Origin of the sequence: Sphingopyxis sp., from assembly GCF_016463645.1 — a bacterium.
Taxonomy (GTDB): domain Bacteria; phylum Pseudomonadota; class Alphaproteobacteria; order Sphingomonadales; family Sphingomonadaceae; genus Sphingopyxis.
This window is the reverse complement of sequence record NZ_JAEMQX010000027.1, coordinates 1-24,505: the sequence shown is the minus strand read 5'-3', so window position 1 is coordinate 24,505 and position 24,505 is coordinate 1. Positions and strand designations below refer to the sequence as shown.

Annotated in this window: 21 protein-coding genes and 1 pseudogene; 8 read left to right on the top strand and 14 right to left on the bottom strand. The window is 64.4% G+C overall.

Features of this window, described 5'->3' with window-relative positions; genetic code table 11:
• Positions 1-11: 11 nt before the first annotated feature.
• Positions 12-1,319: a hypothetical protein gene (locus JHC57_RS08190; protein WP_294029520.1), complete on the top strand. Its 1,308-nt coding sequence runs from the start codon at positions 12-14 to the stop codon at positions 1,317-1,319.
• 39 nt (positions 1,320-1,358) lie between these two features.
• Here the strand turns inward: JHC57_RS08190 and JHC57_RS08185 are convergent, their stop codons facing one another.
• Genes JHC57_RS08185 through xrtV form a run of 3 tightly spaced genes read right to left on the bottom strand, consistent with a single transcriptional unit; the run spans position 1,359 to position 3,823 of the window.
• The gene (locus JHC57_RS08185; RefSeq protein WP_294029519.1) at positions 1,359-2,201 is read right to left on the bottom strand and encodes a SurA N-terminal domain-containing protein; all 843 of its coding nucleotides are present in this window, start codon (positions 2,199-2,201) and stop codon (positions 1,359-1,361) included.
• Between the two features lie 4 nt (positions 2,202-2,205).
• Positions 2,206-2,919, bottom strand: a complete 714-nt coding sequence (gene epsI / locus JHC57_RS08180) for an exosortase-associated protein EpsI, V-type (protein ID WP_294029518.1) — start codon at positions 2,917-2,919, stop codon at positions 2,206-2,208.
• On the bottom strand, positions 2,912-3,823 hold the full coding sequence (xrtV, locus tag JHC57_RS08175) for an exosortase V (RefSeq protein ID WP_294029517.1): 912 nt from the start codon (positions 3,821-3,823) through the stop codon (positions 2,912-2,914). Before xrtV ends, epsI begins: the two co-directional genes overlap by 8 nt.
• Before the next feature lie 230 nt (positions 3,824-4,053).
• On the opposite strand from xrtV, the gene JHC57_RS08170 reads away from it, so the two are divergent.
• Entirely contained in the window at positions 4,054-5,013 is a 960-nt protein-coding gene (locus JHC57_RS08170) for a cell wall hydrolase (protein WP_294029516.1), read from the top strand.
• A 92-nt stretch (positions 5,014-5,105) separates the two neighbouring features.
• Here JHC57_RS08170 and JHC57_RS08165 read toward each other — a convergent pair.
• Positions 5,106-5,579 (bottom strand): annotated as a pseudogene (locus JHC57_RS08165) (CAP domain-containing protein); the annotation flags it as partial.
• A gap of 78 nt (positions 5,580-5,657) precedes the next feature.
• Positions 5,658-7,205: a tetratricopeptide repeat protein gene (locus JHC57_RS08160; protein ID WP_294029515.1), complete on the bottom strand. Its 1,548-nt coding sequence runs from the start codon at positions 7,203-7,205 to the stop codon at positions 5,658-5,660.
• A gap of 137 nt (positions 7,206-7,342) precedes the next feature.
• On the opposite strand from JHC57_RS08160, the gene JHC57_RS08155 reads away from it, so the two are divergent.
• From JHC57_RS08155 to JHC57_RS08140, 4 genes are read left to right on the top strand one after another with little or no spacing between them, the layout of a single operon-like run.
• Positions 7,343-7,987, top strand: a complete 645-nt coding sequence (locus tag JHC57_RS08155) for a polysaccharide biosynthesis/export family protein (RefSeq protein WP_294029514.1) — start codon at positions 7,343-7,345, stop codon at positions 7,985-7,987.
• A 20-nt stretch (positions 7,988-8,007) separates the two neighbouring features.
• Entirely contained in the window at positions 8,008-9,216 is a 1,209-nt protein-coding gene (locus JHC57_RS08150; RefSeq protein WP_294029513.1) for a hypothetical protein, read from the top strand.
• Between the two features lie 11 nt (positions 9,217-9,227).
• Entirely contained in the window at positions 9,228-10,658 is a 1,431-nt protein-coding gene (locus JHC57_RS08145) for a Wzz/FepE/Etk N-terminal domain-containing protein (RefSeq protein WP_294029512.1), read from the top strand.
• Between the two features lie 25 nt (positions 10,659-10,683).
• Positions 10,684-11,484 carry a CpsD/CapB family tyrosine-protein kinase gene (locus JHC57_RS08140; RefSeq protein WP_294029511.1) on the top strand — a complete coding sequence of 267 codons (801 nt, stop codon included), beginning with the start codon at positions 10,684-10,686 and terminating at the stop codon, positions 11,482-11,484.
• Here the strand turns inward: JHC57_RS08140 and JHC57_RS08135 are convergent.
• Positions 11,481-12,173 (bottom strand): hypothetical protein, encoded by a 693-nt coding sequence (locus JHC57_RS08135; protein ID WP_294029510.1) that lies wholly within the window; start codon positions 12,171-12,173, stop codon positions 11,481-11,483. The genes JHC57_RS08140 and JHC57_RS08135 overlap by 4 nt on opposite strands.
• Positions 12,174-12,391: 218 nt before the next feature.
• Here JHC57_RS08135 and JHC57_RS08130 point away from each other — a divergent pair, with 218 nt between their 5' ends.
• Both JHC57_RS08130 and JHC57_RS08125 read left to right on the top strand, forming a co-directional pair.
• Positions 12,392-13,222: a hypothetical protein gene (locus tag JHC57_RS08130; protein ID WP_294029509.1), complete on the top strand. Its 831-nt coding sequence runs from the start codon at positions 12,392-12,394 to the stop codon at positions 13,220-13,222.
• Between the two features lie 11 nt (positions 13,223-13,233).
• Positions 13,234-14,253 carry a glycosyltransferase gene (locus tag JHC57_RS08125; protein ID WP_294029508.1) on the top strand — a complete coding sequence of 340 codons (1,020 nt, stop codon included), beginning with the start codon at positions 13,234-13,236 and terminating at the stop codon, positions 14,251-14,253.
• 6 nt (positions 14,254-14,259) lie between these two features.
• Here the strand turns inward: JHC57_RS08125 and JHC57_RS08120 are convergent, their stop codons facing one another.
• The 8 genes from JHC57_RS08120 to JHC57_RS08085 all read right to left on the bottom strand — a co-directional run bounded on the left by JHC57_RS08120 (position 14,260) and on the right by JHC57_RS08085 (position 24,211).
• Positions 14,260-14,904 (bottom strand): hypothetical protein, encoded by a 645-nt coding sequence (locus tag JHC57_RS08120; protein WP_294029507.1) that lies wholly within the window; start codon positions 14,902-14,904, stop codon positions 14,260-14,262.
• A complete protein-coding gene (locus tag JHC57_RS08115; RefSeq protein ID WP_294029506.1) occupies positions 14,901-16,085 on the bottom strand; it encodes a glycosyltransferase family 4 protein in 1,185 nt (394 codons plus the stop codon). The genes JHC57_RS08120 and JHC57_RS08115 overlap by 4 nt, the downstream gene beginning before the upstream one ends.
• A complete protein-coding gene (locus JHC57_RS08110) occupies positions 16,082-17,050 on the bottom strand; it encodes a glycosyltransferase (RefSeq protein WP_294029505.1) in 969 nt (322 codons plus the stop codon). The genes JHC57_RS08115 and JHC57_RS08110 overlap by 4 nt, the downstream gene beginning before the upstream one ends.
• Positions 17,043-18,476 (bottom strand): oligosaccharide flippase family protein, encoded by a 1,434-nt coding sequence (locus JHC57_RS08105; protein ID WP_294029504.1) that lies wholly within the window; start codon positions 18,474-18,476, stop codon positions 17,043-17,045. Before JHC57_RS08105 ends, JHC57_RS08110 begins: the two co-directional genes overlap by 8 nt.
• Positions 18,469-19,830, bottom strand: a complete 1,362-nt coding sequence (locus JHC57_RS08100; RefSeq protein ID WP_294029503.1) for an O-antigen ligase family protein — start codon at positions 19,828-19,830, stop codon at positions 18,469-18,471. The genes JHC57_RS08105 and JHC57_RS08100 overlap by 8 nt, the downstream gene beginning before the upstream one ends.
• Positions 19,831-19,963: 133 nt before the next feature.
• On the bottom strand, positions 19,964-21,379 hold the full coding sequence (locus tag JHC57_RS08095; protein ID WP_294029502.1) for a sugar transferase: 1,416 nt from the start codon (positions 21,377-21,379) through the stop codon (positions 19,964-19,966).
• Positions 21,372-23,675, bottom strand: coding sequence for a hypothetical protein (locus JHC57_RS08090; RefSeq protein WP_294029501.1), 2,304 nt, complete (start codon positions 23,673-23,675; stop codon positions 21,372-21,374). Before JHC57_RS08090 ends, JHC57_RS08095 begins: the two co-directional genes overlap by 8 nt.
• Positions 23,676-23,962: 287 nt before the next feature.
• Entirely contained in the window at positions 23,963-24,211 is a 249-nt protein-coding gene (locus tag JHC57_RS08085) for an XrtV sorting system accessory protein (protein ID WP_294029500.1), read from the bottom strand.
• Positions 24,212-24,505: the final 294 nt, after the last annotated feature.

The following is a 24,505-nucleotide window of genomic DNA, read 5'->3' as shown; positions in this document are numbered from 1 at the left end:
TCATCCATCTCATGTGGGCAGCCATCGCGCTTGGACTGTTCCGTACCGTACGGCGCGATGTCGCGATCTGGCTGGTTCTGCTCGGAGGCTGGCTGGTCCTCCCCCCGGCCGATTATGCCGCCGGCGGCGACCCGGCGGTTCTGCCTTACTGGATTATCGGCAGCGCGCTCCCGTCCGACATATGGTTCTCCAAAGCCTGGACCGCACCGGCGATCGCAACGATGTGCTCGCTTCTGTGCGATCGCGCTCGATGTCGCACCCTGCGACTGAAGCTTGTGGATGGCCCCCTCCTCCTGTTCTGCGCCTGGCCCGGCGCGCAGGCACTACTGGTCGGGCCGGCCGATCCCGGCGGGTTCGCGAGCACCGCCTATCTGGCGGGAGTATGGGGTCTGCCCTGGCTGATAGCAAAGCTCTATCTGCGCACCGCCGACGATGCGAAGCGCCTTGCCGGCACGCTGGCACTGCTGTCGCTGGCGCTCCTGCCAATCGCCATCGCCGAGGGAATGACGGAATGGCGGCTTCATACCGCACTGCTCGGACCACATCCGTTCGCCTATGACGGGACGGACCGCTACGTCGGATACCGGCCGCAGGCATTGTTCGAACATGGCAATCAATATGGGATTTGGTGCGCGGGCGCGGCGCTCGCCGCTTACTGGCGCCTCGGCACAGTCACGGACGGCAGGCCACGCGCCGGATGGAGCGCGGCGGCGATGATATTGCTGGCCATGACGGTGGCATCGCAATCGGCCGGCGCGCTTCTCCTCCTCTTCGCCGGCTACGCCATGCTGACACTGCGCGGGGCCTTCGGCCTGATGCGGAGGCTGTTTCCGGTCCTTGCCGCCGCCGTCCTGCTGCTCGGCGGACTCCACGTCAGCGGGACCGTTCCGTTGCGGGACCTCGCCGAAAAGACACCGGCCGGCAAAATGGCACGCGACATGTTTCGCGCCGCCGGCCGGCAGTCGCTCCCATGGCGGATCGGGCAGGACCTCAAGACGCTGCCGATCATCCAGAGCCGATTGCTGACCGGACATGCGCAGTGGGACTGGTTCCGCGAGGCGGGCACCAGGCCTTGGGGCCTGCCGCTGCTCCTGCTCGGCCAGTTCGGCCTTATCGGCCTTATCGGGCTCATTGCCGCGCTGGGCGGCGCCTTCCATGCCCAATTGCAACGCGCGGTCCGCGATGAGGACGCGCCAGCGCGGCTCTATGTCGTCCTGCTGTTGCTGTTTGGCGCCGACGCCTTGCTCAACAGCTTTTTCTTCTATCCCGCACTGTTGCTGACGGGCGCTCACGCGGCGCGGCGCGGCGGCGCCGGATAATGCGAACTAATCTCTGCGATCGAGGGCAGCCCTCGACCCCTATTTCTTCGTCGCGCTCGCCGCCTTGTCCGCCGGTGGCGCGAAATCCGGTTGATATTCGATCTTTGCCGCGGCCCGGCTCTGCTTCAGGCGTTCCTGAAGCGTCGCGGCAAGCTGCCTGTTGCGCAGCGCCTGTACCGCCAGCGGACGCGCATTCGCCGGCGACACCGGTTCGGCGCGCTCGCTCGTGATGACCCCGACGGTGACCACGCCGTTCTCGGGGATCACAAAGGGCTCGCCTTCGGGCAGGGCCCTGATCTGCTGCATGCGTTGCGGTCCGAGAATCGCGGCATCGATCTGCGGCGTGTCGCGGCGGAATTCGATCCCCATCTGCCTCAGGCGCGCCGCGACGGCGTCCATCGAATGGTCATTTTCGAGCGCCTTGAGCTGGTCGGCACTGCTTGGCAGAGCGAACTGGATCCGGTCGATCGTCAGGATCGTCCGGTTGGCGAACATCAACGGATTATCCGCGATGAATTTGTCGATTTCCTGCTGACCGGGCACTTTCAGCGCACGTTCGGCGCGCTGTCCCATCAACTGGACAAGCAGTGCGTCGCGCAACTGGCGTTCGCGCAGCAGATAGTCAGGGGTTTTGTCGAGTTCGTCATCGCGCGCGGCCTGCGCCAGCAAGCGGCGCTCGACGATGCGCTGAAGCGCGGCCTGCTGGACGACCTTCTTGTCGACGCCCTCGGGGATCGGCTTGCTGCCCAGTTCGGCGTTGATTTCCTGCAGCGTGATTTCCTCGCCGTTCACGACTGCCGCGACCTGGCCGGTCGCCTCCTTGCCGCATCCCGAAAGCGCAAGCGCGGCGACGGCGAATGTGAAACTGATCTTGCGGTTCATAGATCTACCCTCCTGAATCCGGTCCGAGCAGCAGCCGCTGCAATCGCGGGTTGGCATTTTCAATAAACTGGCGGGAGAAATCGCCGAGCAGCGTCTGCGCTTCTTCCTGATCGATACCGAGCGCCGAAACGCGCATCATCATGCCGTCGGGGATATCCCCCGCCAGATTGGCGCGCATCACGGCAAGACGCTGTTCGCTCCACTTGCGCGGATAGGCGGAACCAAGGCGCGTGAAATAGGCCACCTGCTCGACCCGATTGGGCGCCGTCGCGGTGAAAATACTGGCGGGAACCGCCTGCTTCCCCGCCTTGAACGCGATATCGCGCGTTTCGCTGAGTTCGAACCCACCGACCGGATAGCAAAATTCGGGGCGATGCACCTGCAATACGCCGTCCTGCGCGTTGTTATAGGCGAGAAGCAGCATGACCGGCGGAAAATCGGGCGCCGCATAGACCCGGGTAACGAGATTGTCGTAGAGCCGGTCGCTCAACGCATCGGGCGGCGGAAGGACCACCCCGCTTTGCGATACGGTTTCCCATCGGCCGAACCGTGGAGGAATCCAGGATTCGAACAGCTTTTCCGGCACGACGGGATTGGCCACCGCCGGTTGCCGGGCAAAGGCGATTCCGGAGGCGCTGGCAAGCGCGATTCCAATGAGCAGGTTGCGCCGTGACAGGTCGGCAGGCGCCGCTTCGCGGCCGATTGCTCCCTCAGTCATGGGCGGACGCCCTCCCCCGCTCGATGTAGCGGTCCCACAAGGGCTTGAGCAGCAGATCAAGCCCGAAGATCGTCAACAGTGCGATCGCGAACATCAGTATACCTGCGAAATTGTGCAGGAAACCCTGCGCTGCCGCTTCGCCGGCGTGATAGGTCAACAGGATGAGAACCAGAACGCGGAAGAAGTTCGCGATCAGCGCGACCGGCACGATGAGCAGGACGAGCAGGAGCGCGTAACGCCAATGCGCCTGGTGACGCATATAGATATAGAAGAGTGAAATGGCCGAAAGCGAGATGATCGAATTGATCCCCGAGCAGGCCGCCGCCACCAGCAGTTCATATTGTCCGATGTAGATTCGCACGCCCTCCCCGCCGATGGGATAGCCGAACATGTCCAGAAACCGGATAGCAGCCTCGGACAACCAGATTTTCATCGGCACGGTCACGAAAGCCACGAGCGTTTCGGGAGGGGGAAAAATGAAGGCGAGATAGAAGAGCGGAAACCAGAGGCGCTTCATGACCTCGAGACCGACCACGCTGTACAGCACGACGAGCAGGCAGGCATACATCAAATAGCCTTCGATCTCGACGATCTGCGTGATCCGGGCAAAAATCTGCAGCGGGACGAAACATGCGAGCAGCGCCCATACGCTGGCGGACGGCGCGGCGCGTGCCAGATCCGACACTTCCTTCCAGCGGCGGAAGAGCAGCCACAGTCCCGTGACGAGTACGATCGGGCCATGCGCGCCCTCTTCGCCGGTCCACGACTGGCGAACCACGAAGATCATCGTGGGGATGCTGAAGAGGAGGAGGCCGATAGCGAGCGAAATCGTCCCGAAACGAGCATTCCGCGATAAAGGATCGGGTTGTCCCGCGGCAATTCTGGTATCGGCGGCAGTGGCCATTCAATGCCCAATGACTTGAAGAAGATGCTCCGGATAGAACAAAGAATGCCGTCTGCCAATGCTCCCGTCGCGGGACCCCGTATCGGTGTGGGACAGATCCCGAAGGGACATGTCCCGTCGAGGGACGGAACAGGCGGTTTGCGATAGCCGCGGCGGGATGGATTTTGATATAGGGCGCGAGGATGGATCAGGCAAAGTCATCGAACCGACGCGCTCGCCACAGTAAAGGAGTGATCATCGCTGCGCTGCTGGCGGCGACAGGTCTCGCATGTTCGGCTTGGTGGCTTTTCGCTTCGGACGCCGGACAGCGCCGGGAGGCGGTCGACGACATCGCGCGGCGCCCGGCCGCAGCACCGCCGCGACCACCGACACCACCTCCCCTCGCCTACAAGCCGCTCAGCGCTGATGTTGCGCTTGCGGAGAATGCGGCCTTGCCTTTCTCGACCGCCCCCGTCGAACAGGCGCCACCGCTCGTGGTTCCGCTGACCGCATCGGCATTCGCTGGCCGCCGCTCGGCGATGGATTGTCTGACTGCCGCGGTTTATTACGAGGCGGCGCAGGAATCGGACAGCGGCAAGCGTGGCGTCGCGCAGGTCGTCCTCAACCGCGCGCGCCACCCCGCCTTTCCGAACAGCATCTGCGGCGTTGTCTACCAAGGGGCGGACCGGAAGACGGGTTGCCAGTTCACGTTCACCTGCGACGGAAGCCTTGCGCGCAAGCCTTCACGCGCCGGCTGGGACGCGGCGCGGCGGATAGCTATCGCCGCGCTGTCGGGGCGCGTCGAGCCGAGCGTGGGCATGGCGACCCATTATCACGCCGATTATGTCGTGCCCTACTGGGCCGCCTCGCTGGCCAAGATCGCCCAGGTTGACCACCATATCTTCTATCGCTGGACGGGCGGCTGGGGGCGGCGCTCCGCCTTTACGCAGGCGGTAAGTCAGGAACAGTTTTCGGGCGAACCGCAAATCAGCGACATCCCCGGCCTCGATCCGGAGAGCCTTGATACACCGCCACTTGACGGAAAGACACTCCCCTCCTCGCGCATCGTCGCCGATCAACTGGCCGGAGCGCTTGACCGCAGCGAGCCTTCCGATCCGCCATCGAATATATTGCGGCCCTCGATCAAGGCGGACGAGACGGCGGCGAAGCCTGCCGCGGACATGGCCAGCGGGAGTTTGAGATTCGATTGATTCGCGGCCGGCCGCCGGACGAACGCCTTCTGCCAATCCTGTGCGAACGGATCGCGGCCCTTGACGTTCCCGGGCGCGCTGTAGCGACACACCAGGATCTCCTCGCCTCCCCGCTGCCCGAGACCGCAGCCGATTTCTCCCGATCGTCCCCAGATCAGCTGGGTGTAATGCGAGACGTCCTCGGCCCGGCCTGTGCGGCTATTGGCGGGAAAGACCCCGGGGACAAAATCCTCTTTCTCGGATATCCACAGATCGACCATCGCCTCGGGCCGGAATACTCCCGGCGTCCCCCCCCAGATATTTTCGCCCTCGGGCGGGCGGCCGGGAATATTGGGCGAATGTTCGAACCGGCCCGTGCTGGAAAGATGATCGGCCCAGTCCTGTGCGCCGCGCGCGAGCTCCGCATTCCAGCGCAGCGGCGGAACTCCCGCGAGCGCGCGCTCGCGATTGTGGCTCGCCAACAAGCGCGATTCGAGATTCCCGAGGCGCGGCTGGGCACCCGTGAGCAACGTCGCCGCCACGGCCAGAAAGGCGATCTTTGCAGTCCTGTCGATGAGCCTCGGCATGACGAATCCCCAAGTTGAGGGGGACCTGCTATCGTGCGAGGCGATAAGACCGGGTGGCGAAAGATGGTAAAAGGCGCGTTAAGTAGCCGTCCGCGTGACAATCCGCCCGAAGAGACCGTTGGGCGGAGCCTGCCCTGGAAGAGGATCGATCCCGTAAAGCGTCGAGGCATTTTTCAGTCCCGCTTGGGCCGCGCCAAGGCAATCCTGTTTCTGCCGCGCGCAAGTATCGCGATACAACCGCCAGCCTCCGAGCAAGGCCGGTGCCTCATGCGTCAGCCTCCGGGCGACGGCGAGCGCCTCGCGCTCTTGCCCGCTGGCCGACAGCCAGGCGACATAGGCCCGTGACATGTCGGGATTCTGGGAATTTGCGCTGATGCCCTGGCGCCACATGCGGCGCGCATTCTCCAGATCGTCGCGGCGCGCATAGGCGGCTGCGGCGATCATCCACGCCCCTGTCTGCGCGGGACACTGGCTGGCGGCGAGTTGGGCCGCACGAAGCGCCTCCGCCGCCCTGCCCTGCTGGAGCACGATGTCCGCGCGCACGGTCAGGGCGAGACAATGGGTGGCGTCTCGCGACAGAACCGTGTCGGCGAGCCGCAGCGCCTCCTCCGGACGCTTCTCCCGCAAAGCGAGAAGCGCGTCGACCGGCGATCTTGTTGCGGCGTCCAGACCGGCGAGAAGCTGGCGCGCGCCGGCGATCCGACCGTGGCCGGCGAGAAATTCGGCGGTTGTGATCCGCGCCGCCGTCGATCCGGTTGCGGCGACGGGCTCGAGGCTGGCGTCGCCGGGGCCCTGCGAGAGATATTCGCGCCAGACTGCGAGCGTAGCGGCAATCCGGCCGGGGGGCGCTTTGGGATCGGCGAGCAGACCGACAATCAGCGCTGCGCCGTCGCGTGGACGATCGTCCTTGAAGGCGAAATCGGCTTCGTCGAGACGCAGGTCGGGATTATCGGGTGCGAGCGTGCGCAGACGCGCGAACTGCTCGCGCATTCCCGCGGCGTCGCGCATGCTCCGATACACTTCAAGACGCGTCATCGCCACGCCAACCGTGTCCGGCCTCGCCGCACCATAGGGTGCGAGGACTGCGAGGGCGTCGCCCGGTGCCCCCTTGCGCACGGCGATGCGCGCCTTGAGGATGACCCCACCCTCGTTGCCGGGATCGCGCGCCAGAATGCGATCGGCATAACCGTCGGCCTCGGCAAAACGGCTGCGGATGACGGCGTGCAGGCCCCGCATGAGGAGCGCACCGGGCTCGTCCGGCGACAACGAGAGAATCGCGTCGGTAGCCTCGAGCGATTCACGGAAATGGCCGGTCTGCAACCCGAGCTGCGACACGGCCTGCAGCGCCTCCATATTGGCGGGATCGAGCGACATGGCGTCGCTATACGCGTCATAGGCCCCCGAAACCGAGTCGGCCGCCATTTCGATCCGGCCTCGCAATATGTGATATTGCGGCTCGTCGTCGCGTGCAGCGATTGCTTCCCTGATCGCAATGCGAGCCTCGCCGACGCGGCGCTGTTCGAGAAGCGACTGCGCGCGCGCTGCATCGGCCGCGGCGGCAGCGTCGGATCGCGTGCAACCGCCGAGCGCGATCGCACCCGCAAACAGCAGTCCGCCCGCCACCATGCGGCAAAGACGCCCGCCAACCGTCCCACAGCGGGTCAAGGAGCCCGGATTCCGAGGGTTAACAAGGTAGCCAAATAACATACCCCACCTTATAGTAACACTGCTTTAACTGTCGACCGCTCTCTAAGGTACTCTCAATGATCAGGATCCGGCTCCCCGTGGCGATAGCTGCAGCCGCCACCATGGCGTCGATGGCGCAGGCGCAGCCGGCCCCCTCGCCCGTCGACGCACCCCGCCCGGCGGCGGCGGGAAAGCCTGTTGCCGCCACCGCGGCATCGACTTACCGGATCAACGCGGGCGACGAGCTCGAGGTCTATGTCTGGGGTGAAGAACGACTGCAACGAAAGGTCAAGGTCCTGCCTGACGGCACGATCGCCTTTCCGCTCGTCGGTCAGATCAAGGTTCAGGGTTATCTGCCCTCCGAGGTCGAGGCATCGATCACGAACGGGCTGAGCGCGCAGTATGTCGGCGCCGTGCCGCAGGTTACCGTCTCGGTCGTTGTGCCGTCGGGGATGCAATTTTCGGTGATGGGCCGGGTGAAATCGCCGGGTACTTTCACGCCCGGACGCTACGTCAATGTGCTCGAGGCGCTGAGCATGGCGGGCGGGCCGGCCGAGTTCGCGAATCTCGACAATGTCCTGATCATCCGCAAGTCGGGCGCGCAACTCAGTGCCCTCAGCGTGCGGCTGACCCCGCTGTTCAAGCTTGGCACCGATGCGAAAGATGTTGCCGGAGGTAATATTTTACAAATCGAAACAGGAGATACTGTGATCGTCCGCTGATGGAAAAAAGGATTCGCCTGTTGAGGAAGTTTGCCTCGTCCCTTGCCGTTGCTGTCATTGCCTGTTTGCCGCAGATGGCACTCGCGCAGTCGGAGCCGCAATTCACCGTCGATGTTTCGGTCGGCGGTGGCGTCGCGACGAATCCCTTTCTCTACAGCGACGGCGACACCGCCGCTTCGGCGACGGTGAGCGTTTCCCCGTCGGTGTTCGTCGAGGACGAGCTTGGCCAGACCCGTATTGGCGGGGATCTGAGATTAACCCAATATCTCAGTGACTACGGCAGCGACATTTCCGGTCGTCTCGAGGCTTCGACGACGCGTCGGCTCGACGAGCGGACCGACGTCCGCGTCGACGCCTACGTTCGCACTGTGCGCTCGGCGGCGCACGACAGCCTGCTCTTCGCGAGCGGTCCGGCCGAGGTCCCGGGCCCGCTGCTGCCGCCCGGACCGCCGATCATCGACACGACGCTCGCGGGGACGCGGGCGCGCGTCACCAGCGTCGGGACCAGCTTCGGCCTGTCGCATCTTCTCGACGAAGTGAGTTCGCTGAACACCGGCGTCACGTTGAACGGAACTTATATCGGCAACGACGTCGGTTTCGACTATCGCAGCGCCTCGACGCATTTCGGATATCAGCGCAGGCTCTCGCCGCGCACGACCGCGACGCTCAGCACACAGCTCATGGCCGTCGATTATCTGGGGCGACGAACGGGCGACAGCGTCATCATATCGCCACGAGCGGGCATCCAGCAACAGCTCAGCGACCGGCTGAGCCTCGTCGCCGATGCGGGAATATCCTACGTCCGCACCAAGCTGGGCAACGGATTCCATAGCAAGCTTGTCTCTTTTGCCGGGAGCGTCGGCCTTTGCGATCGCTCGCCCAACCGGAGCCTTTGCGTATCGGCCGGGCGCAGCGCGCAGCCGACCGCGCTTGGCGGCGTGTCGACGGTAACGACGGCGTCGGTGAACTACGACGCACGCTTGAGCCGGGTCGACCGGATATCGCTGGCGGGCCGATACGGACGCACCAACGAGGACGGCGTGGGTCTGCCGGGTGTACGCGTAACCGACTTTTTGGGCGCTTCGGCGACATACAGCCGCGACATCAATGATCGGATAGCCTTTACCGTAACTCCGGGCTATTCGAAGATCTTCGACGATGTGCTGCCGCGTAGCGCCAACTATTCGCTCATGGTTGGCGTGACGATCAGGTTCGGAAAGCCGCGATAGTGGACGATAACATGTTTGATACGCCTGCCGACGAGGGAGCATCGGGCGGCAGCTTCCTGCAGCAGTTGCCGGCCATCCTCTGGCAGCGCCGGTGGTTTGTCGTGCTGCCGGCGGTGGTCGGCATCGTGGTCGCGATCGGAGCGGCGATACTGATTCCGCCAAGCTATCGATCGAATGCCATCATGCTCGTGGAATCTCCGCAACTGCCCAAGGAAGTGATCGGTCTCGATGCGGGCAATATGATCGACCGTCGGATCGCGGCGATCCGGCAGCAGATCACGGCCCGTCCCGATCTCATCCAGCTCATCGAGCGCCACGGACTTTATGCGAGCCAGCGCAAGAGCACACCGCTTTCCGAAATCCTGGACGAGATGCGATCGGCAATCACATTGACGCCCGCCGAAACCAGCCCCGGGGGAGGATCGGAGAACCGCACCATCGCGTTCGAACTGGCGTTCGAATATAGCCAGCCCGAACAGACGCAGGCGGTGGCTCAGGATCTGATGGACCGGGTGCTCCAGCTCGATGCCCGCGGCAATGCCGAGCAGGCGGCGAACACCGTGCAGTTCCTGACCGACCAGTCGGCGGGACTGGAAGCGCAGATTTCTTCGCTGCAGTCGCAGATCGCCGATATCACCGCTCGTAACGGCAATGTGCTGGCCGGCGGCGGGATGATCGTCGGAGGCAGCGGCGGCAGTTACGACGTCCAGATCGCGGCGTTGCAGCGCGACAACCAGCTTCTGATTCAGCAGCGAAACCTCGCTCAGACGAGCGACCAGCGCGATCCGATCGTCTCGGGAGCCGAGCAGCGGCTTGCCGCCGCCCGTGCCGTCTATGCCGAGACGCATCCCGACGTGATTCTGGCCAAGCAGGCACTCGCCGAGGCGAAGCGACTGGCCAAGGACACGAGCGAGAAATTGCCGATCCAGACGCTCGACGAGCAGATTGCCTTCAACAATTCGCAGATCGCCGCCTTGCGCGGAGCGAAGGCCAACGAGACCGCACAGCTGAGTTCGCGCCTGGCTGCGCAAGCCAAGGCGCCGCTCGTCCAGCAGCAGCTCGGCGAGTTGCAGCAGCGGCTCGCCGCTGTGAACACGCAATATGAGCAGGTCCAGAACCAGCTGATGGGTGCTCGCGCCGGTGTGCGGGCCGAGGACGAGCAGATGTCCGAGCGCCTGTCGGTGGTCGAGCCCCCGGTTATTCCCGATCAGCCGAGCTGGCCCAACCGGCTGCTGATCGGCGCGATCGGCGTTTTCGGCGGGCTCGGCGCGGGAATAGTCCTCGCGCTCGCGATCGAGCTTTTCCTGCGGCCGATCCGCGATCCCGCTGCGCTCAACGCGCTGCTCGGTGCGCCGCCGCTCGGCATCATCCCGGTGATCGAAGTCAAGAATATCCGGCGCGACAGATGGCGCCGTTTTCTTCCCTCGCGCTCGCAGCGTTAATATCCCATGCACCGAAGGTTGACACATGGCTGAAGCCGATCTGCCCCTTTCGAGCGACGCGAAGATCCTGGCGTTGTCTGACCTTGCGGCGTTCACGCCGCCCGTGAGCGTCATCCGCAAGCATCGAATCGTCGGCTTCGATAACCGCGACGCGCGCGCGCGCCCATTCAATCTCCTGCGCACAAGTTTCGCCAAGAAGCTCAAGGAGGACGGCCATCGCCTCGTCGGCATTACGTCGGCGACACCTGCGGCGGGCAAGTCCTTTCTGTCGATGAACCTTGCCAGTTCGCTCGCGCGCGTCGTCGAGGAACCCGTATTCCTCGTGGATCTCGACATCAGGCGCGCTTCGCTCGCTGAAGAAATCGGCCTGGCGCCGGAGCGCGGCGTCGACAGCTTTCTCGATGGCAGCATTGACGATCTCGCCGCGATCGGTCGCCGGATCGAGGGAACGACGCTCGGGGTCTTTCCCGCCGTCAGCCGGGCGCGCAACACCGCCGAACTCCTGGCCGGCGAAAGATACATGCACATGATCCGGACGCTGCGCGAAAGAAGCGAGGCGGCGATCATCCTGTTCGACCTGCCTCCGGCCTTCGCCAGCGACGATGCCATGATCAGCCTCGCGCAACTCGATGGCTATGTCCTCGTGGCCGATGCGGGCAAGACCACCCGCCGGCATGTCCAGGACGTTCTTGCCATGCTGCAGCCAACGCCGTGCATCGGTTCAATTCTGAACCGCTATCGCGGCGGGCTCGGTGACAGCTATGGCTATGGATACGGCGGCCCCGAATATGGGCGATATTATGATCGCCCCGAGCCCGAGGCCTAGCGATAGTCGCGCAGAGCGACGTCGATCCCCGAATCGAGCTCCTTGAGGTCGAGCGCCGCGCCCCCGATCCGAAACAGCGCGGCACGCCCGATTCTATCGGGCTTGCCGATTATGGCCTCAATCGCATGATAATGCGGTCGCAATGAATAATCGTCGAACAGGATTTGCGTGATCGCCCCCCTCTCGGTGGCGGCGCGCGCCATCGCCAGGCACGACGCAACCCGGAATCGGCCGTCAATCAGGACCAGCTCCGGAAAAGAAGGAAGGCGGTCCAAAAGCGCGGGTCCGGCGAGCGGATACCGTTGCCAGCGGCGGCGCGTTCCCCGGGTGGGAAATATCCAGAGAGGATATCCCCAAGCCTCGGTCACTCCGATGTCGATCGTCACGATACGCCTGCCAAGGTCGGCCGGCAAAGCCTCGCGAACTTGCCGGGCATAGCGCGCATCGCTCTCGATGCTGACCGCGGCAATGCCTCGATCAGCGGCAAGAAGAGTGGATGCGCCCGCGCCATATTCGAGATAGGAACGGATATGCTCGAGTTGCCCGGTGAACCAGCTTCGGGTTTCGGGGTCGAAGGCGGGATCGCGTCCGACCGGCGCCCGGGCCGCGGGCCATAGCGCCCGCCCCGCAAAGCGGGCAAGTGCCTCTCCCTGCGCCCGAACCAGACGCAACGTTCCCCGTGCAGCCATGCTCATCCCCTGGTGCCGCGTTACCACCGGCATGACAGGCGGAACGCTCCCCGGCAAGCTCGGCGGTCACACTTGGTTGGCAGCATCCCGATACGCACACCGAGGATAGCCCATGTTGGCCTTGGCAAATTCGCGCGGTCATTATATCCGCCAAAAGGGCGATGCGTGGCGCGCGCCCGGCTTCATTCTGTCCAGCCGTGCCGAAGCAGAGGATCTCGATGCCGCTCATCCATCTTCATTCGCTATGGGTCGGACCGCGACTGAACTATCTGGAACGGCTTTGCCTCGCCTCGGCGAAGGCGATGGGCCATGATTTCACACTATGGAGCTACGAGCCGGACGGGCTTGCGGGGGTGCCTGGGGGAACTGATGTGCGCAACGCGGCCGAGGTCATGCCGCGCGAACGGCTGCTGTATTATCGCGACAGCGGCTCGGTCGCTCTTGGCGCCAATCTCTGGCGTATCGAACTGCTGGCCAAGGGGCTCGGCTGCTGGGTCGACATGGATTTCATCTTCCTCCGGCCCGTGACCGCCGCGACCCCGTATCTGTTCGGGCTCGAGCACGAAGGCTGGATCAACAACGCCGTCGTCTGCGCCCCGGCGGATTCGGCGCTCGTCAGCGATCTGCAGACGATCCCGCGCACCAATATGGTGCCGCCTTGGTGGGGCCCCAAGAATCGCCTCAAGTTCCTCTGGCGCCGTTGGCGCGAGGGTCCGATCGAGCTTGAAGACTATCCTTGGGGAACTTTCAGCGCCGGATTGCTCACGCATGCGATCAAGCGCAATCGGCTGATGGCCCACGCCCAGCCGCCCGATGTATTCTATCCGGTGCGTTACAAGGACGCGTTGGCGCTTTACGAACCCGCCGAGCGCGTGAACGCCATGCTCACGCCGCGAACGATCGCGGTTCATATGTGGCATTCACGCTTGCAGGGTCTCCGTGACGCCCCACCGGCCGCGGGCAGCTTCATCGACGAGATGTGCCGACGGTATGAAGTCGATACCGATGATGCGGGATATTTCCGGGCATCCTCCGCGTCCGCCACCTAGGGGCATCCGGTGTGAAAATCGCCATCTGCATCATCGCGCGGAACGAGGCCGGGACGATCGGTTCGCTGATAGCGCAGCTTGGTGCGCAGACATTGCTTGCGCAACCGCACCGGTTCCAGTTGGTCGTCGTCGCCAACGCGTGCACCGATACCACGGCGATCACCGCGCGCGAGGCGGCGCAGAGACAATTTTCCGGCCGACCGGTGAATAGCCTGATTCACGAAACGCCGCTTGGCGGCAAGGCACGGTCGTGGAACCTTGCCGTGCATGAGCTGATTGAGCCAGACGTCGAAATCGGCCTGTTCCTCGATGCCGATATCGAATTCATCGACGAAGCCGTACTCGCCGAACTGCTGGAGAGACTGACGACCGATCCGGCGCTGCTCGCCGTCTCGGGGCATCCGGTGAAGGATATACTGAAAAAGCCCAGGAAGACGCCGGTCGACCGCTTCTCGCTCCTTGTCTCGCGCCAGTCACCTGCACCGCACGCGATCAACGGGTCGCTCTACGCCGCACGAATGAGCGAACTGCGCAGAATCTGGCTGCCCGTCCCGACGCCGGGCGAGGACGGGCTACTGTCAGCGATGATCCATACCGACGGCTTCTCGCGCCCTGCCCGACCCGAGCTCATCGCGCAGATTTCGCGGCCCACCCATTACTTCGAAGCGCATTCTGTCGGCGGTTATTTCCGTCACGAAACGCGCATGATCGTCGGCACCGTCGTAAATGGCTGGCTGTGCGAATTCCTCTGGGCGGGGGGCCATAACGAGAATGCCTCTCCACTGATACGTGATCGCAACGAGGGCGACCCCGATTGGGTCGGCAGGCTCGCCGAGAGCCGTGCCGCAGACCGCCGGTGGGTGCTCCCGCCGCGGATGCTGTCCTGGCGGCTCCACAATCTGCGCGGTATCGGTGCGACCAGGCTGCTCAGGCGCGCACCCTTTTCGATCGCGGCGACGATACTCAATCTCTGGCCGGCGTATCAGGCGAACAAACGGCTCAAGAAGCGCGACGCGGCGGGCTTCTGGTAGGGCGCCTCAACTGGGGCCGGTTCGCAAGGCCCGCGCCAGTGCTGCGGCACTGCGAACCAGCGGAACCCGGTCGTACCAGGCCAGCGCGGCGATATCGCTGCGCGATGGCCGCTGGCCGGCGAGCGGCGGATCCGCGAAGGTCGTGCGCACTTCGGGATTGGCGCGGCGAAACCAGACATAGGCGGCGTCGATCGGCGGATGGATACCCTCGCAGGTCAATTGTTCAAGATACTCCGAGACCAGACGCGCACCCAAGGCAGAAAATCCCATCATATGGGCACCCTGAATATCGCTCTTGAGAAGCTCTTGCGGATCCGACGCGGTATATCCTCCGTAGAATATATCCCAGTCGTTCCCGAATTCACGGTCTGCGGCTCCCGGCAGGAACAGACAATCGTCCTCGAGGATCAGCAGCGAGCGACCTGCGGCGGCGGCCTCGCGAAGCAGCATCTTCTGGCTAAGGTACACGCCGTGCGCGCCGATCGATGTGAAGCGCCCGGCATCCACGGGCCGGATCGCACTGAAATAGGCCACCCGCGGGTCGCCCGCCAACCCGACGCGGGCGAGTTCGCGGTCCATCTCCCGCCGCCGGTCGGTGCGCTGCGCCAGGTTGACGATCCGGATCGCATCGAAATGATCGAAAATCGTCATGATCCGCCTTCGCCCCTGAACAGCCGGGCCATGCGCTCCGCGGCTTGGTCGGAGCGAAACTCACCCTCGACCTGCTTCCGCCCGGCACGGCCCATACGCGGCCAGCGGGCCCGCTTCTCGATCAACACAGCGAGCTTCTGCCTCAGATCCTCCCAGTCGGAAGGGGTGAACATATATCCCGTGCGCCCCTCGACAACGAGTTCGGGAATCCCGGCAACACGGCTCGCGAGGACCGGGCGGCCGAGCGCCATGGCTTCGACAAGCACGACGGGCAAGCCTTCCATGAGACTGGGCAGGACCAGGATGTCCGCGCGTGCGATTTCGGCGAGCGTCTCATTCTCGTCGCGCGCGCCAGCGAAGCGAATGCGGTCGAGAAGACCGAGTTCGCACGCCCGCGCGCGAACCGCAGCCGCGATCGGTCCGTCCCCGACGATGACAAGTTCGACGCCGCCGGTCGACGGCGCGATCGCCGCGAGCGCGTCGAGCAACCCGAAATAGCCCTTCTCGGCCGACAGGCGGCCGACGCAGACGATCCGCGCGGGTCCGGTTTCGCGATGCGGCGCCGCAGGAGGCAGCCGAGCAAGATCGATGCCACAACGAACGACGGTCATCTTGGGCCAATGCGAGGGCGCGACCATGCGCATCGCCTGCGCACGCATGAAGTAGCTTGCGCAGGCGACGAAGGTGGCGCGCTCGAGCTTTGTCGCCAAAAGGAGCCCCGCCGGATAATCGGTCTCGGATATGCCGTGAAGGGTCAGACTCCAGGGCAGGCGCGCGAAAGCCGCCGCGACAAGCCCGACGGTGGCGCCGCTATTGGCAAAATGATTGTGCAGGTGCGTGACGCTCTCGCGGCTCAACAATCGCGCGAGCAGCATCGCTTCGGCGAAATGAAATTGCGACCAGATCAGGGCTCTGACGCCAGGCGGCCGGTGGCGGAATGCCAGCAGCCAGCTCGACAAAAAGCGGCGCGGGCCGGTGCAGAACGCCCAGACGAGCGCCGCGACATAGGCGAAGGGGGAGCGACCGAGGATATCCTCCGCTGCATCCTCGCTTTCCTTGCCGGGCTGGACGCTGAACGCGACAATATCCACTCCCAGCGCGCGCAGTCCGGTGACTTCACGCCGGACAAAGGTGTGAGAGGGCGCATAATAATCGCTGACCAAATAGGCGATGCGGCTCATTTATAGAAGATCGCGCCTTGTTTCCTGCCAGCGATCCGCGTCAGCAGATAGCGCAGGATTCCGCTCGTCTCGGCGAGCTTGCCGGCGAGCATGTGCCAGCCCCAGGCGAACCCGCCGCGGCGCGTAAGGCGCGCCAGTTGGACGAGCCAGATAACCGGCACGGCGAGCAAGCCAACGGGCCCGAGCACGAGCGCCGCGAGCAATCCGGCGAGGACCACCCCGAAAGTCCAGAAAAGCGCGCTGGCGAGCTGACGGAAGTAGAGCGGCTCGCCCTTCCCCATCCGTGTCTTCTGCCAGACCTGCGCATAGCCGAAGCCGCTGCGGACCGTGCGCATCCACCATTGGCGCGTCCGGTGCATATCGGCGTCGTGGATCGTCATCGGACTGTCAATTCGCCTGACCCGCCAACCTCGCCCGCGCAACCGATGGCACAGTTCCGGCTCCTCGCCCGCGATGATCGCGGGATCATAGCCCTTCGCCTCGGCGAGAGCATCGACGCGGAACATCGCATCGCCGCCGCACGCCTCGGCTTCGCCGATCGGCGTGTTCCATTCGCCGTCGCACATCCGGTTATAGAAGCTGCGCTCCGGGTAACGCTCACGGCGGCGGCCGCATACCGCCGCCACCGCCGGGTCGGAGCGCAAAAACGCTTCGGCCGCGGCCAGCCAGCCGGGTTCGAGTTCGCAATCGCCATCGACGAACTGGATATACTCAAGGTCGGGCCACGCGCCGAGAATCGCCTCGAGTCCGGCGTTGCGGGCGCGCGCGGCTGTAAAGGGCATGGCGAGATCGAGGTCGACCACCACCGCTCCCATCGAGCGGGCGAAGTCCGCGCTGCCGTCGGTCGAGGCGCTGTCCACATAAGCGATTGGCATGCCGCCGGGAACCGAGCCCAGGCAAAGCCGAAGCCGCTCGCCCTCGTTGCGCCCGATCGCGACAAGACCGATGTTGCCGTGCCTAGGCAAGCGGCATCCTCGCCTGCGCGAACCAGAAGTCGACGCCCTCCGTCAGGCCGATGAGCATCGTCGCTTCGCGAAACAGGAAGATCAGCAAGAAGAACAAAAGCGTCAAAGCCGCATCCTGCCGGAGAAAAGAGAGACCAACACCGCGTTTGCGCCATGCCAGCATGGCATAGCGCACGGCGTCCGCAAGAACAAAGGTCAATAGCGCGGCGTTCATGCCGTAACGGGGCAGCAGCAACGGCAAGGCGACCGCAATGACCGCGAGCTTAGCGCCGTTGCTGAAGGCGACGCCGGACGGTTTTCCGACCCCCATCATCATCGCGTCCGCCATTGTCGAGAGGATGCCGAACCAGCTGCCGACCAGCAGGATCGACAGGAAAAGGCCCGCGGCCTGATAGCGTTCATCATAAACGAGGTAGATGAAGCGGTCGGCCAGCGCCACGGCGAGCGCCAACCCGGTTGCCGCGACGAGCAGCGTGACCAGCCGGATCGGACGAATGGCGCGCTGGAGGTCGAAGCCCCGCTGCTGCGACGCTGAAACCTTGGGAAAAATAAGCAGGCTGCCCATCCGCTGGAACAGGAGCGTGACCGTGTCGGCGAAAGTTCGCGCTATGCCGTAGACGCCAAGCAGCGCGAGGGGGATGGCATCGGCGAAATATAACCGGTCGAAATTCATGGCGAGAAAATAGATGAGCGAGGAGAGAAACACCCATTTGCCGAAATGAAGCACGGCCGTCACGGCTTCCTTTTCCCAACGGATCCGGTGCGAGCGCCAGTCGATGAGGAAAAAACTCGCGGCTGCGGGGCCCGCTGTGCCGATCAGCAGTCCCCAGACAAGCGCCCAGATCGTCGGCGTATAGAGTGCGAGAGCGATTTGAACCGCCGTGCCGAACAGCGCCGAGGCGAGATCGAACAGCGCGAGCTTGCGAACTTCGAGCCGCTTCTGGAGCAGGAAGCGCGCGGGCGAAGTCAGACCGGTGACGATGAAGATCGGTGCCACCGCCGGCAGGAGGATCAGCAATTCGGGCTTGTCGTAGAGACGCGCTATCGGAACCGTCAACGCGATCGCGAGCGCAAACAAAAGCAGCCCGCGAAGGATCTGGATCGTCCAGGCCGTATTGTAGAATCCCGGCTCGTTGCCGCGCGGATTGTTGACGATGCTTTGCCCCACACCGACGTCGGTGAGCAATTCCCCCCCGGTCCGCAGCGTGTTGATGAGCAGCATCGTGCCAAGAAGTGCTGGCGCCAGAAGCCAGGCGAGAACAATATTCGATACGAGCCGCAGCCCCTGCTGCGCGATGAAGGTCGCCGACACCCAGCCGGCGGCGCCGAGAAGCGAGCGGCGTGAACCGACGGCCTGGCGCAGCGCCGAATACCATCGCGCAGCGGCGGGCAGCGCCGCCGAGGGTCGTTTCTCGAGCTCAGCCACGCGCGACGGATGCTTTCCCGGCAAGCGTTTTCCTCGCTTCGACGGCGCGCCGCCGCTTCGCGCGCGCATTCGCCGCAGTGTCGCGGCGGTGCTGCCTGATGCTCCCCGCGATGATGCCCATCGAGATCGCGAAAACATATTGCGCGTGCCCGGTCACGAATATCCATTCGACTATGCCGTGGAGAGCGGTGACGAGGATGGCGACGCTTGCGCCGAGTACGACATCCCCGCGCGGGTCCGTGCGATAGCGGAACGCGAAGTGCAAACCGCGCAGCACCGGCCAGGCGAAGAGAAGAACCAATGAGGCGAGCCCGATCCAGCCCAGTTCGGCGCCGGTGAGAAGATACATGTTGTGGACGTTGGTCGAGCGGCTGGCGTAGCTCCAGGTCACGCCCGCGCGCTCCGAATAGCCATCGGCATTGGCGGTGACGACATATTGGTTCGCACCTACGCCCATCGGATGATCATTCCACATCGCCTTCGCGGCGCGCTCGAAAGCAAGCCGCTCGCCGTCGGGGCCGTCGTAGATCGGCCGGCTGGCGAAACGTTCGTGGAAACTCGAAATACCGATCGGCACGACGACCGCCATGACGAGCACGGCGAGCCCGACGATCTTCCACTTGTGCGGGGTCGGCCGGCGCACGAGCGAGAGCAGGAAGAGCAATGCGAGCCCGATTGCGACGAACCCGATCGAACCGCGCGACGCGCCCAGGGCGACAGCGACGAGCCCGGCGAAGACGCCCATCATGATCAGCTTGCTTCGCTCGCCGGCGAGAAGCAGCGCAAGGAGGGGCAGCGTTACGAAGTGCAACATCAACCCGAGAAGATTCTGGTGCCCCATTGTCCCTGCCGCCTGGATGGCGCCCGACATTCGCTGGTCGATCGTCATGACCGCCTGGAAGGTCGCGCCGAGCGCGAGACCGAAGCACAACCATCGCACGGCGCCCGGCTGGCCGGCGAACGAGGCGACGGCAGCGAAGACGAGAAAAACGCGCACGAGCTGGAAGAGATAGAAAGCCGAACTCATCGGAAGCGTCGACACGGCAACCGACAGCAGTACGGCGAAGAGGTAAAAGAGAAACACCCCCGCGAGCGGTAGCTTGCGGAAGGGGCCGGCGCTCGTGACGAGAATCGCCAGCGCCAGCGTGTCGAGCAACGAAAGAACGATCCCTTTTGCGTAGCCGGGCCAGCCTGCCCAGTTGATGAGAGCCGCATCGAGATTGAGCGCGCTGACGACGAAGGGGAGCAGGCCGACGCAGAGATAGGCCCATTTGCGCTGGCGCGGGTAACTGCGCAGCCAGGCGACGAACGCCGGAATCGACAGCAGGACAAGCAGGATCCCGACGATGCGCATCGGCAATGCCTAGGAGAATAGACGCCGTCTGCCAATCCGGCCAATACCGTACCGGCAGAAATTCAGGCGCGCGACGAAGGCGCGTCGGCCCCGGCGCAGCGGCCGCCAAGCGGCGACATGTTTCGGCGGGAGTCTAATAGGCGTTCTTGTGGATCACGACGCGGATGGTCTTGATCATGATCATCACGTCGGTCCACAGCGACCAGTTCGACAGATATTCAAGGTCGCATCGCACCCGCCGGGCCAGATCCTCGACACATTCGGTTGCGCCGCGATAGCCGCGGATCTGCGCGAGACCGGTGATCCCCGGCTTCAGGGCGTGGCGCAGCCAATATTGCTGCGAGGCGTGCCAGAACAGCTCGTTGCCGGCAGTCGACCCGAGCGCGTGCGGCCGCGGCCCGACCATGCTCATCTCGCTGCGGATGACGTTGAGCAGTTGCGGCAGCTCGTCGATGCTGGTCCGGCGGATGATGCGTCCGACTCTTGTGATCCTCGCGTCGGCTCGCGCCGTCGACTGATTGCCGTCGGCATCGCTGCTGTCGCTCCGCATCGAACGGAACTTGAATATGCGGAACTGGCGATTGCCCTGCCCCACCCGCATCTGCCGGAAAAGGACGGGGCCCGGACTTTCAAGCCGGATCGCGATGGCGACAACAAGAAGCACCGGCGACAGGATGACGAGCGCAAATATCGCCACCACGAGGTCGAGCGCGCGTTTCTGGATTCGGTTCATGAGATTCAGCGGACCGCGCGAAAGGATGATCGTATCGCTATCATCATACTGGCCGATCGCGACGGCCCCGTGGAGAAGGTCGCGATCAAGAAGGATTTCACCGCCGACATCATGCCCCTTGAGAAAGGTCGCCCATGCGGGTCGGTGATCGAAGCGGCAGGCTACGACCACCCGGTCGAAGGGCGCGATCAGGCGCGACAGCGCGTCGATCATGTCGGGACGATCGAGGTCGGGCCACAAGCCTTCGGCCGTGACATCGACGACAGCGGCGTGCGGCTCTGCATCGGCGGAGAGGCCGTCGAGGATGAGGATCGTCGAAACGACCGCGTCCCCCATCATCTTGTACACGATCAGGTCGAGGACGGTTTTCGCCGCGACGATGAAGACGGCGGCCGCGCCGAAGGTCACCGCCAGGCCAAGCCGCGAGATGTCGTCGGCCTTGAACAGAAAACCCATGCCGATGATCACGATCGCGGTCGCCCCGAGCGCCCCGAGCGAGCGCTGGATCGCGGTCAGCCGATTGGCGAGAGTCTCGACGTCCTGCGCTTCGCGCGCGATCTCGAACATGACGAAAATCGGCAGCGCGATATAGATGATCGAGTGACCGCCCGCGGCGAGCCACTGCTCGTCACGCAATTGGAGCGCGACGATATAACCGGCAAAGAGACAGAGAATGTCGAGAAGCAGCGACAGGCAATAAAGGAACGTCCGCTTGTCCCGCGCCGAGGAGAGGAAGCGGCGCAGGGGCACGGGACGAGCGTCGCCGCGAGACCACGCGCCATCGTCCTTGACCTCTTTTGCTTGCAGATTATCCATGTTCACGCCTGCCGCCCGGGACCGCCGTAGCCGGCAAAGGTGGATTTTGCGTTGCGGTGGATTTCCGGTCGGCCGAACGCAGGTCGGCGCGCACCCAACCGTTGCCGCCGAAGCCAAGATAGCAACGGCCGAAGCGGTTCATGTCGCCGACGAGGCCCAGCCCCGCGGAGACATAATCGATGCTGCTGTTGGGAAAGCGGCTGATCAGCACGGGGTCGGTCTCGAACCAGTCGAAACTGGCATAGAGGCCCTGGACCTTGTCGAATGTCCCGTAAAAATAGATCGCGGGCCGGTCAGCGCCGGGCGCCGCCATGCCGAAATCGAAGGCCCGCAAACGATAGGCGGGCAGACCGATGATCTCGGCGCCATCGTCCTTGAGCCACATCAGCTGGTCGTGGACGTTCCCGCCTTCGCAATTGGCATAGAGGAGTTCGCCGCTGTGACCGGGAACATAGGCAAGACGCGCCTGCCAGAACTGGCTCAGCGTGTGGTGCCGCGCACCGCGTGGCGCGAGCGTGCCCTTGACGCGCTGCTCCCAATCGCCCTCGCCGCCATTGCGATTTACCCAGAGGCCCGCGATGTCGCGTCCGACGGCGTCGGCATTGTCGGGGCGCTTGTAGATGTTATTGACGAGTGCCGCGAACACGCCGGGCCGCGTCTTGTCGGCGGCAAGGCAGTCGCGGTGGACATAATAGGCGTTGATCCAGGCGGTAACCGGCGAATATCCGCCGAACGAGACCGGATGCCAGTCCTCCGGCCGCCGACCGCCGGTCTTCGTCCACCAGGCCGCGCCGCTGTTCCCTTGGGCGATGATGATGTTGCCGCGTGTCGATACCGCGCAGTCGCCACCCGGCAACCAGTTCGCCTGCCCGGGCGGCGGCGCGAGGGCCGTGAATGTCCGGCCCCAATCCTCCGACCAGCCGTTGCTGCCATCCTGCTGGAACAGGCCGACGACGAACGCCGGGTCGTCGGCGGCATTGTCGATGCTGCGCAAATGCGCAACGGCGCTGCGATTGACCGGCCGCCCGGGCAGCGGCGAATAGGCCCAGCCGTCGTTGGCGTTGTCACCGACCCGCCACACGCCCTTGTCCATGACGCCGAGGAGCGCGGTCGCATTGCCGGTGGCGGTGAGCCCGCAGGTCGCGACGAATTCCGAAATGCCGGCATTCATGTCGTGGAATATGACGGGCTGCGCCGTGGTGGCGGGCAGGTCGCAATAGTTGATGCCGACACCCTCGGCGATCCACAACCGCCCTTCGCGAAGCGGATCGAACAGGATCTGCGCGGGGTAGACCGCCTTGCCGCTATCCGAGAGCCACGCGCTCTCGCCGCCACCGCGCCGTTCGTTACCGAAATCGACCGAGGTGGCACCGCCGTCGCGGCTCTGCCACCATTGACCGCTATTTTCGTTGGCCCAGACGAGATGTTGCGGGTCGAACGGGTTGACGGCGACCTGGTCGGCGTTCTTGGTCCCGGGCGCACGCCGCCATTGCCCGTCGCGCAGGATATGCAGCGCATCGGGGATCTGCGCGGCGCTGATACGAAATTCGCAGACATGCACTGCGCCATCCTTGCCCACGACGAGGCACGAAGCGGTGGCCGGCCCCCCGGCGAACAGGAACTGTCCGGCGATGCCGGTTGGCGCATGAAACAGGCCGGTGCCGAACACATGGACCCAGGCGCTGCCGTCGCCTCCCCATGCCACGAGATACCGTCCCGGCGTGCCGCTATAGTCTTTTCCGGTATCGGGAAGCTCCAGCCGCCGGAAGGTTGCAAAACCGTCTTCGGAGACGTAGCAGCCATCGCCATTGGTGCCCGCGATCACACGGCCCGGATCGTGCGGGTGCACGTCGATCGACCGGTTGAAGCGGCGCGAGGGCCCCGTATCCGAGAGAAAGGCCTTCGGGGGGAGCGCGGTGCGGCGAAAGCTCCGTCCGGCGTCGGTTGATCGATAGAGAATGGCGTTCCACGCCGTATAGATCACGCGCGGGTCCGACGGCGCGATCCGGGTGCAATAGGTTCCGTTGTTGGCACCATTGCCCGCCTTCGCGCGCAGCACCGCGCGATTGTCGGGGCGCGGATCGTAATCGGCCTCGGCGAGATTGTCCTGGCGCAGCAGATGGCGCCACTGCGCTTCGCCTGCATTGCGGATATAGCCGTTGAAGACGTCGGTGTTACAAACCATGAACGACCCGTCGGAAGCGATGTCGATGCCGGTGACGAAACCGCCGCCGGCGCCGATCGGTGCGGGTGCGATATGCCAGTCGCTCGCCGAATCCCTGCCGGATCTAGCCATGGCGCGCAGCACTTCCCGGCCGGGCGCGAGCCCCGCCAAGTGGCAGCCGGCCGGCCGGCCGCCGGAAGGCGGCGGGCGAGCCGCCGGACCGCACCCGCCAACGGCGTGCTTCGATAGCGGCGGTCGGACTGCAGATGATTGCGGCTCTCCATATGTGCGAGCATCGGATCGTGCCGGGCTCTCCAGCCCGACGCATGTTGCCCCCGGATATGATGTTGATTCTACAGGACCGAAACCCGTTTGTTAAGTTTCGTTACAGCGCCGCGGAATATCGCGACGCGCGGAGCCTATCGTTTGAGGAAAGGCACCGGCACGTTCAGCACCTTGAAGATATACACGACCACGCCCACAAAAAGCACTGCGGCCGGCGCATGATAGCCTTCGTTGCCGACATAGTTGACGAGCGCGCAACCAACCGCGGGGGGCGCATATTGCCAGAGCTGGTCGCGGGGCTCTTCTTCGGCCGAGCGCTGCAGGAGCAGCGTTGCAAGCCCGGCGAATGTAAATACCGTTATCCAGTCCCAAATGGTTTCCACAGCCCGTTCCCTCCGTCACCGGCGTCGCGGCGATACGGCGTCCTCATCGATGCAGCCGCTCGCGATCAAAGGCGTAGCAGGGGCGCGGGCGGGCGGATAGTCGGCATTTCGCACCCGAGCACCGGGGCCGGCACCGCGAAGCGCATGGCATCCGCGGCTTTGGCCTCGCAAGATGTCCGGAATCGGGACGCGCCGGCCCGAACTTCGCGAACGGGCGCTTTTCCCGGTCTGTCAGGCGCGCTAGTCCGTCCCCGATGAAACCGATCCGCAAAGCCGTCTTTCCCGTTGCCGGTC

Coding starts and splice junctions, on each gene's coding strand:
- JHC57_RS08190 (WP_294029520.1), top strand. CDS start 12: ATGTGGGCAGCCATCGCGCTTGGACTGTTCCGTACCGTACGGCGCGAT.
- JHC57_RS08185 (WP_294029519.1), bottom strand. CDS start 2,201: ATGAACCGCAAGATCAGTTTCACATTCGCCGTCGCCGCGCTTGCGCTT.
- epsI (WP_294029518.1), bottom strand. CDS start 2,919: ATGACTGAGGGAGCAATCGGCCGCGAAGCGGCGCCTGCCGACCTGTCA.
- xrtV (WP_294029517.1), bottom strand. CDS start 3,823: ATGGCCACTGCCGCCGATACCAGAATTGCCGCGGGACAACCCGATCCT.
- JHC57_RS08160 (WP_294029515.1), bottom strand. CDS start 7,205: ATGGTGGCGGGCGGACTGCTGTTTGCGGGTGCGATCGCGCTCGGCGGT.
- JHC57_RS08155 (WP_294029514.1), top strand. CDS start 7,343: ATGATCAGGATCCGGCTCCCCGTGGCGATAGCTGCAGCCGCCACCATG.
- JHC57_RS08145 (WP_294029512.1), top strand. CDS start 9,228: ATGTTTGATACGCCTGCCGACGAGGGAGCATCGGGCGGCAGCTTCCTG.
- JHC57_RS08140 (WP_294029511.1), top strand. CDS start 10,684: ATGGCTGAAGCCGATCTGCCCCTTTCGAGCGACGCGAAGATCCTGGCG.
- JHC57_RS08135 (WP_294029510.1), bottom strand. CDS start 12,173: ATGGCTGCACGGGGAACGTTGCGTCTGGTTCGGGCGCAGGGAGAGGCA.
- JHC57_RS08130 (WP_294029509.1), top strand. CDS start 12,392: ATGCCGCTCATCCATCTTCATTCGCTATGGGTCGGACCGCGACTGAAC.
- JHC57_RS08120 (WP_294029507.1), bottom strand. CDS start 14,904: ATGACGATTTTCGATCATTTCGATGCGATCCGGATCGTCAACCTGGCG.
- JHC57_RS08115 (WP_294029506.1), bottom strand. CDS start 16,085: ATGAGCCGCATCGCCTATTTGGTCAGCGATTATTATGCGCCCTCTCAC.
- JHC57_RS08100 (WP_294029503.1), bottom strand. CDS start 19,830: ATGCGCATCGTCGGGATCCTGCTTGTCCTGCTGTCGATTCCGGCGTTC.
- JHC57_RS08095 (WP_294029502.1), bottom strand. CDS start 21,379: ATGGATAATCTGCAAGCAAAAGAGGTCAAGGACGATGGCGCGTGGTCT.
- JHC57_RS08090 (WP_294029501.1), bottom strand. CDS start 23,675: ATGGCTAGATCCGGCAGGGATTCGGCGAGCGACTGGCATATCGCACCC.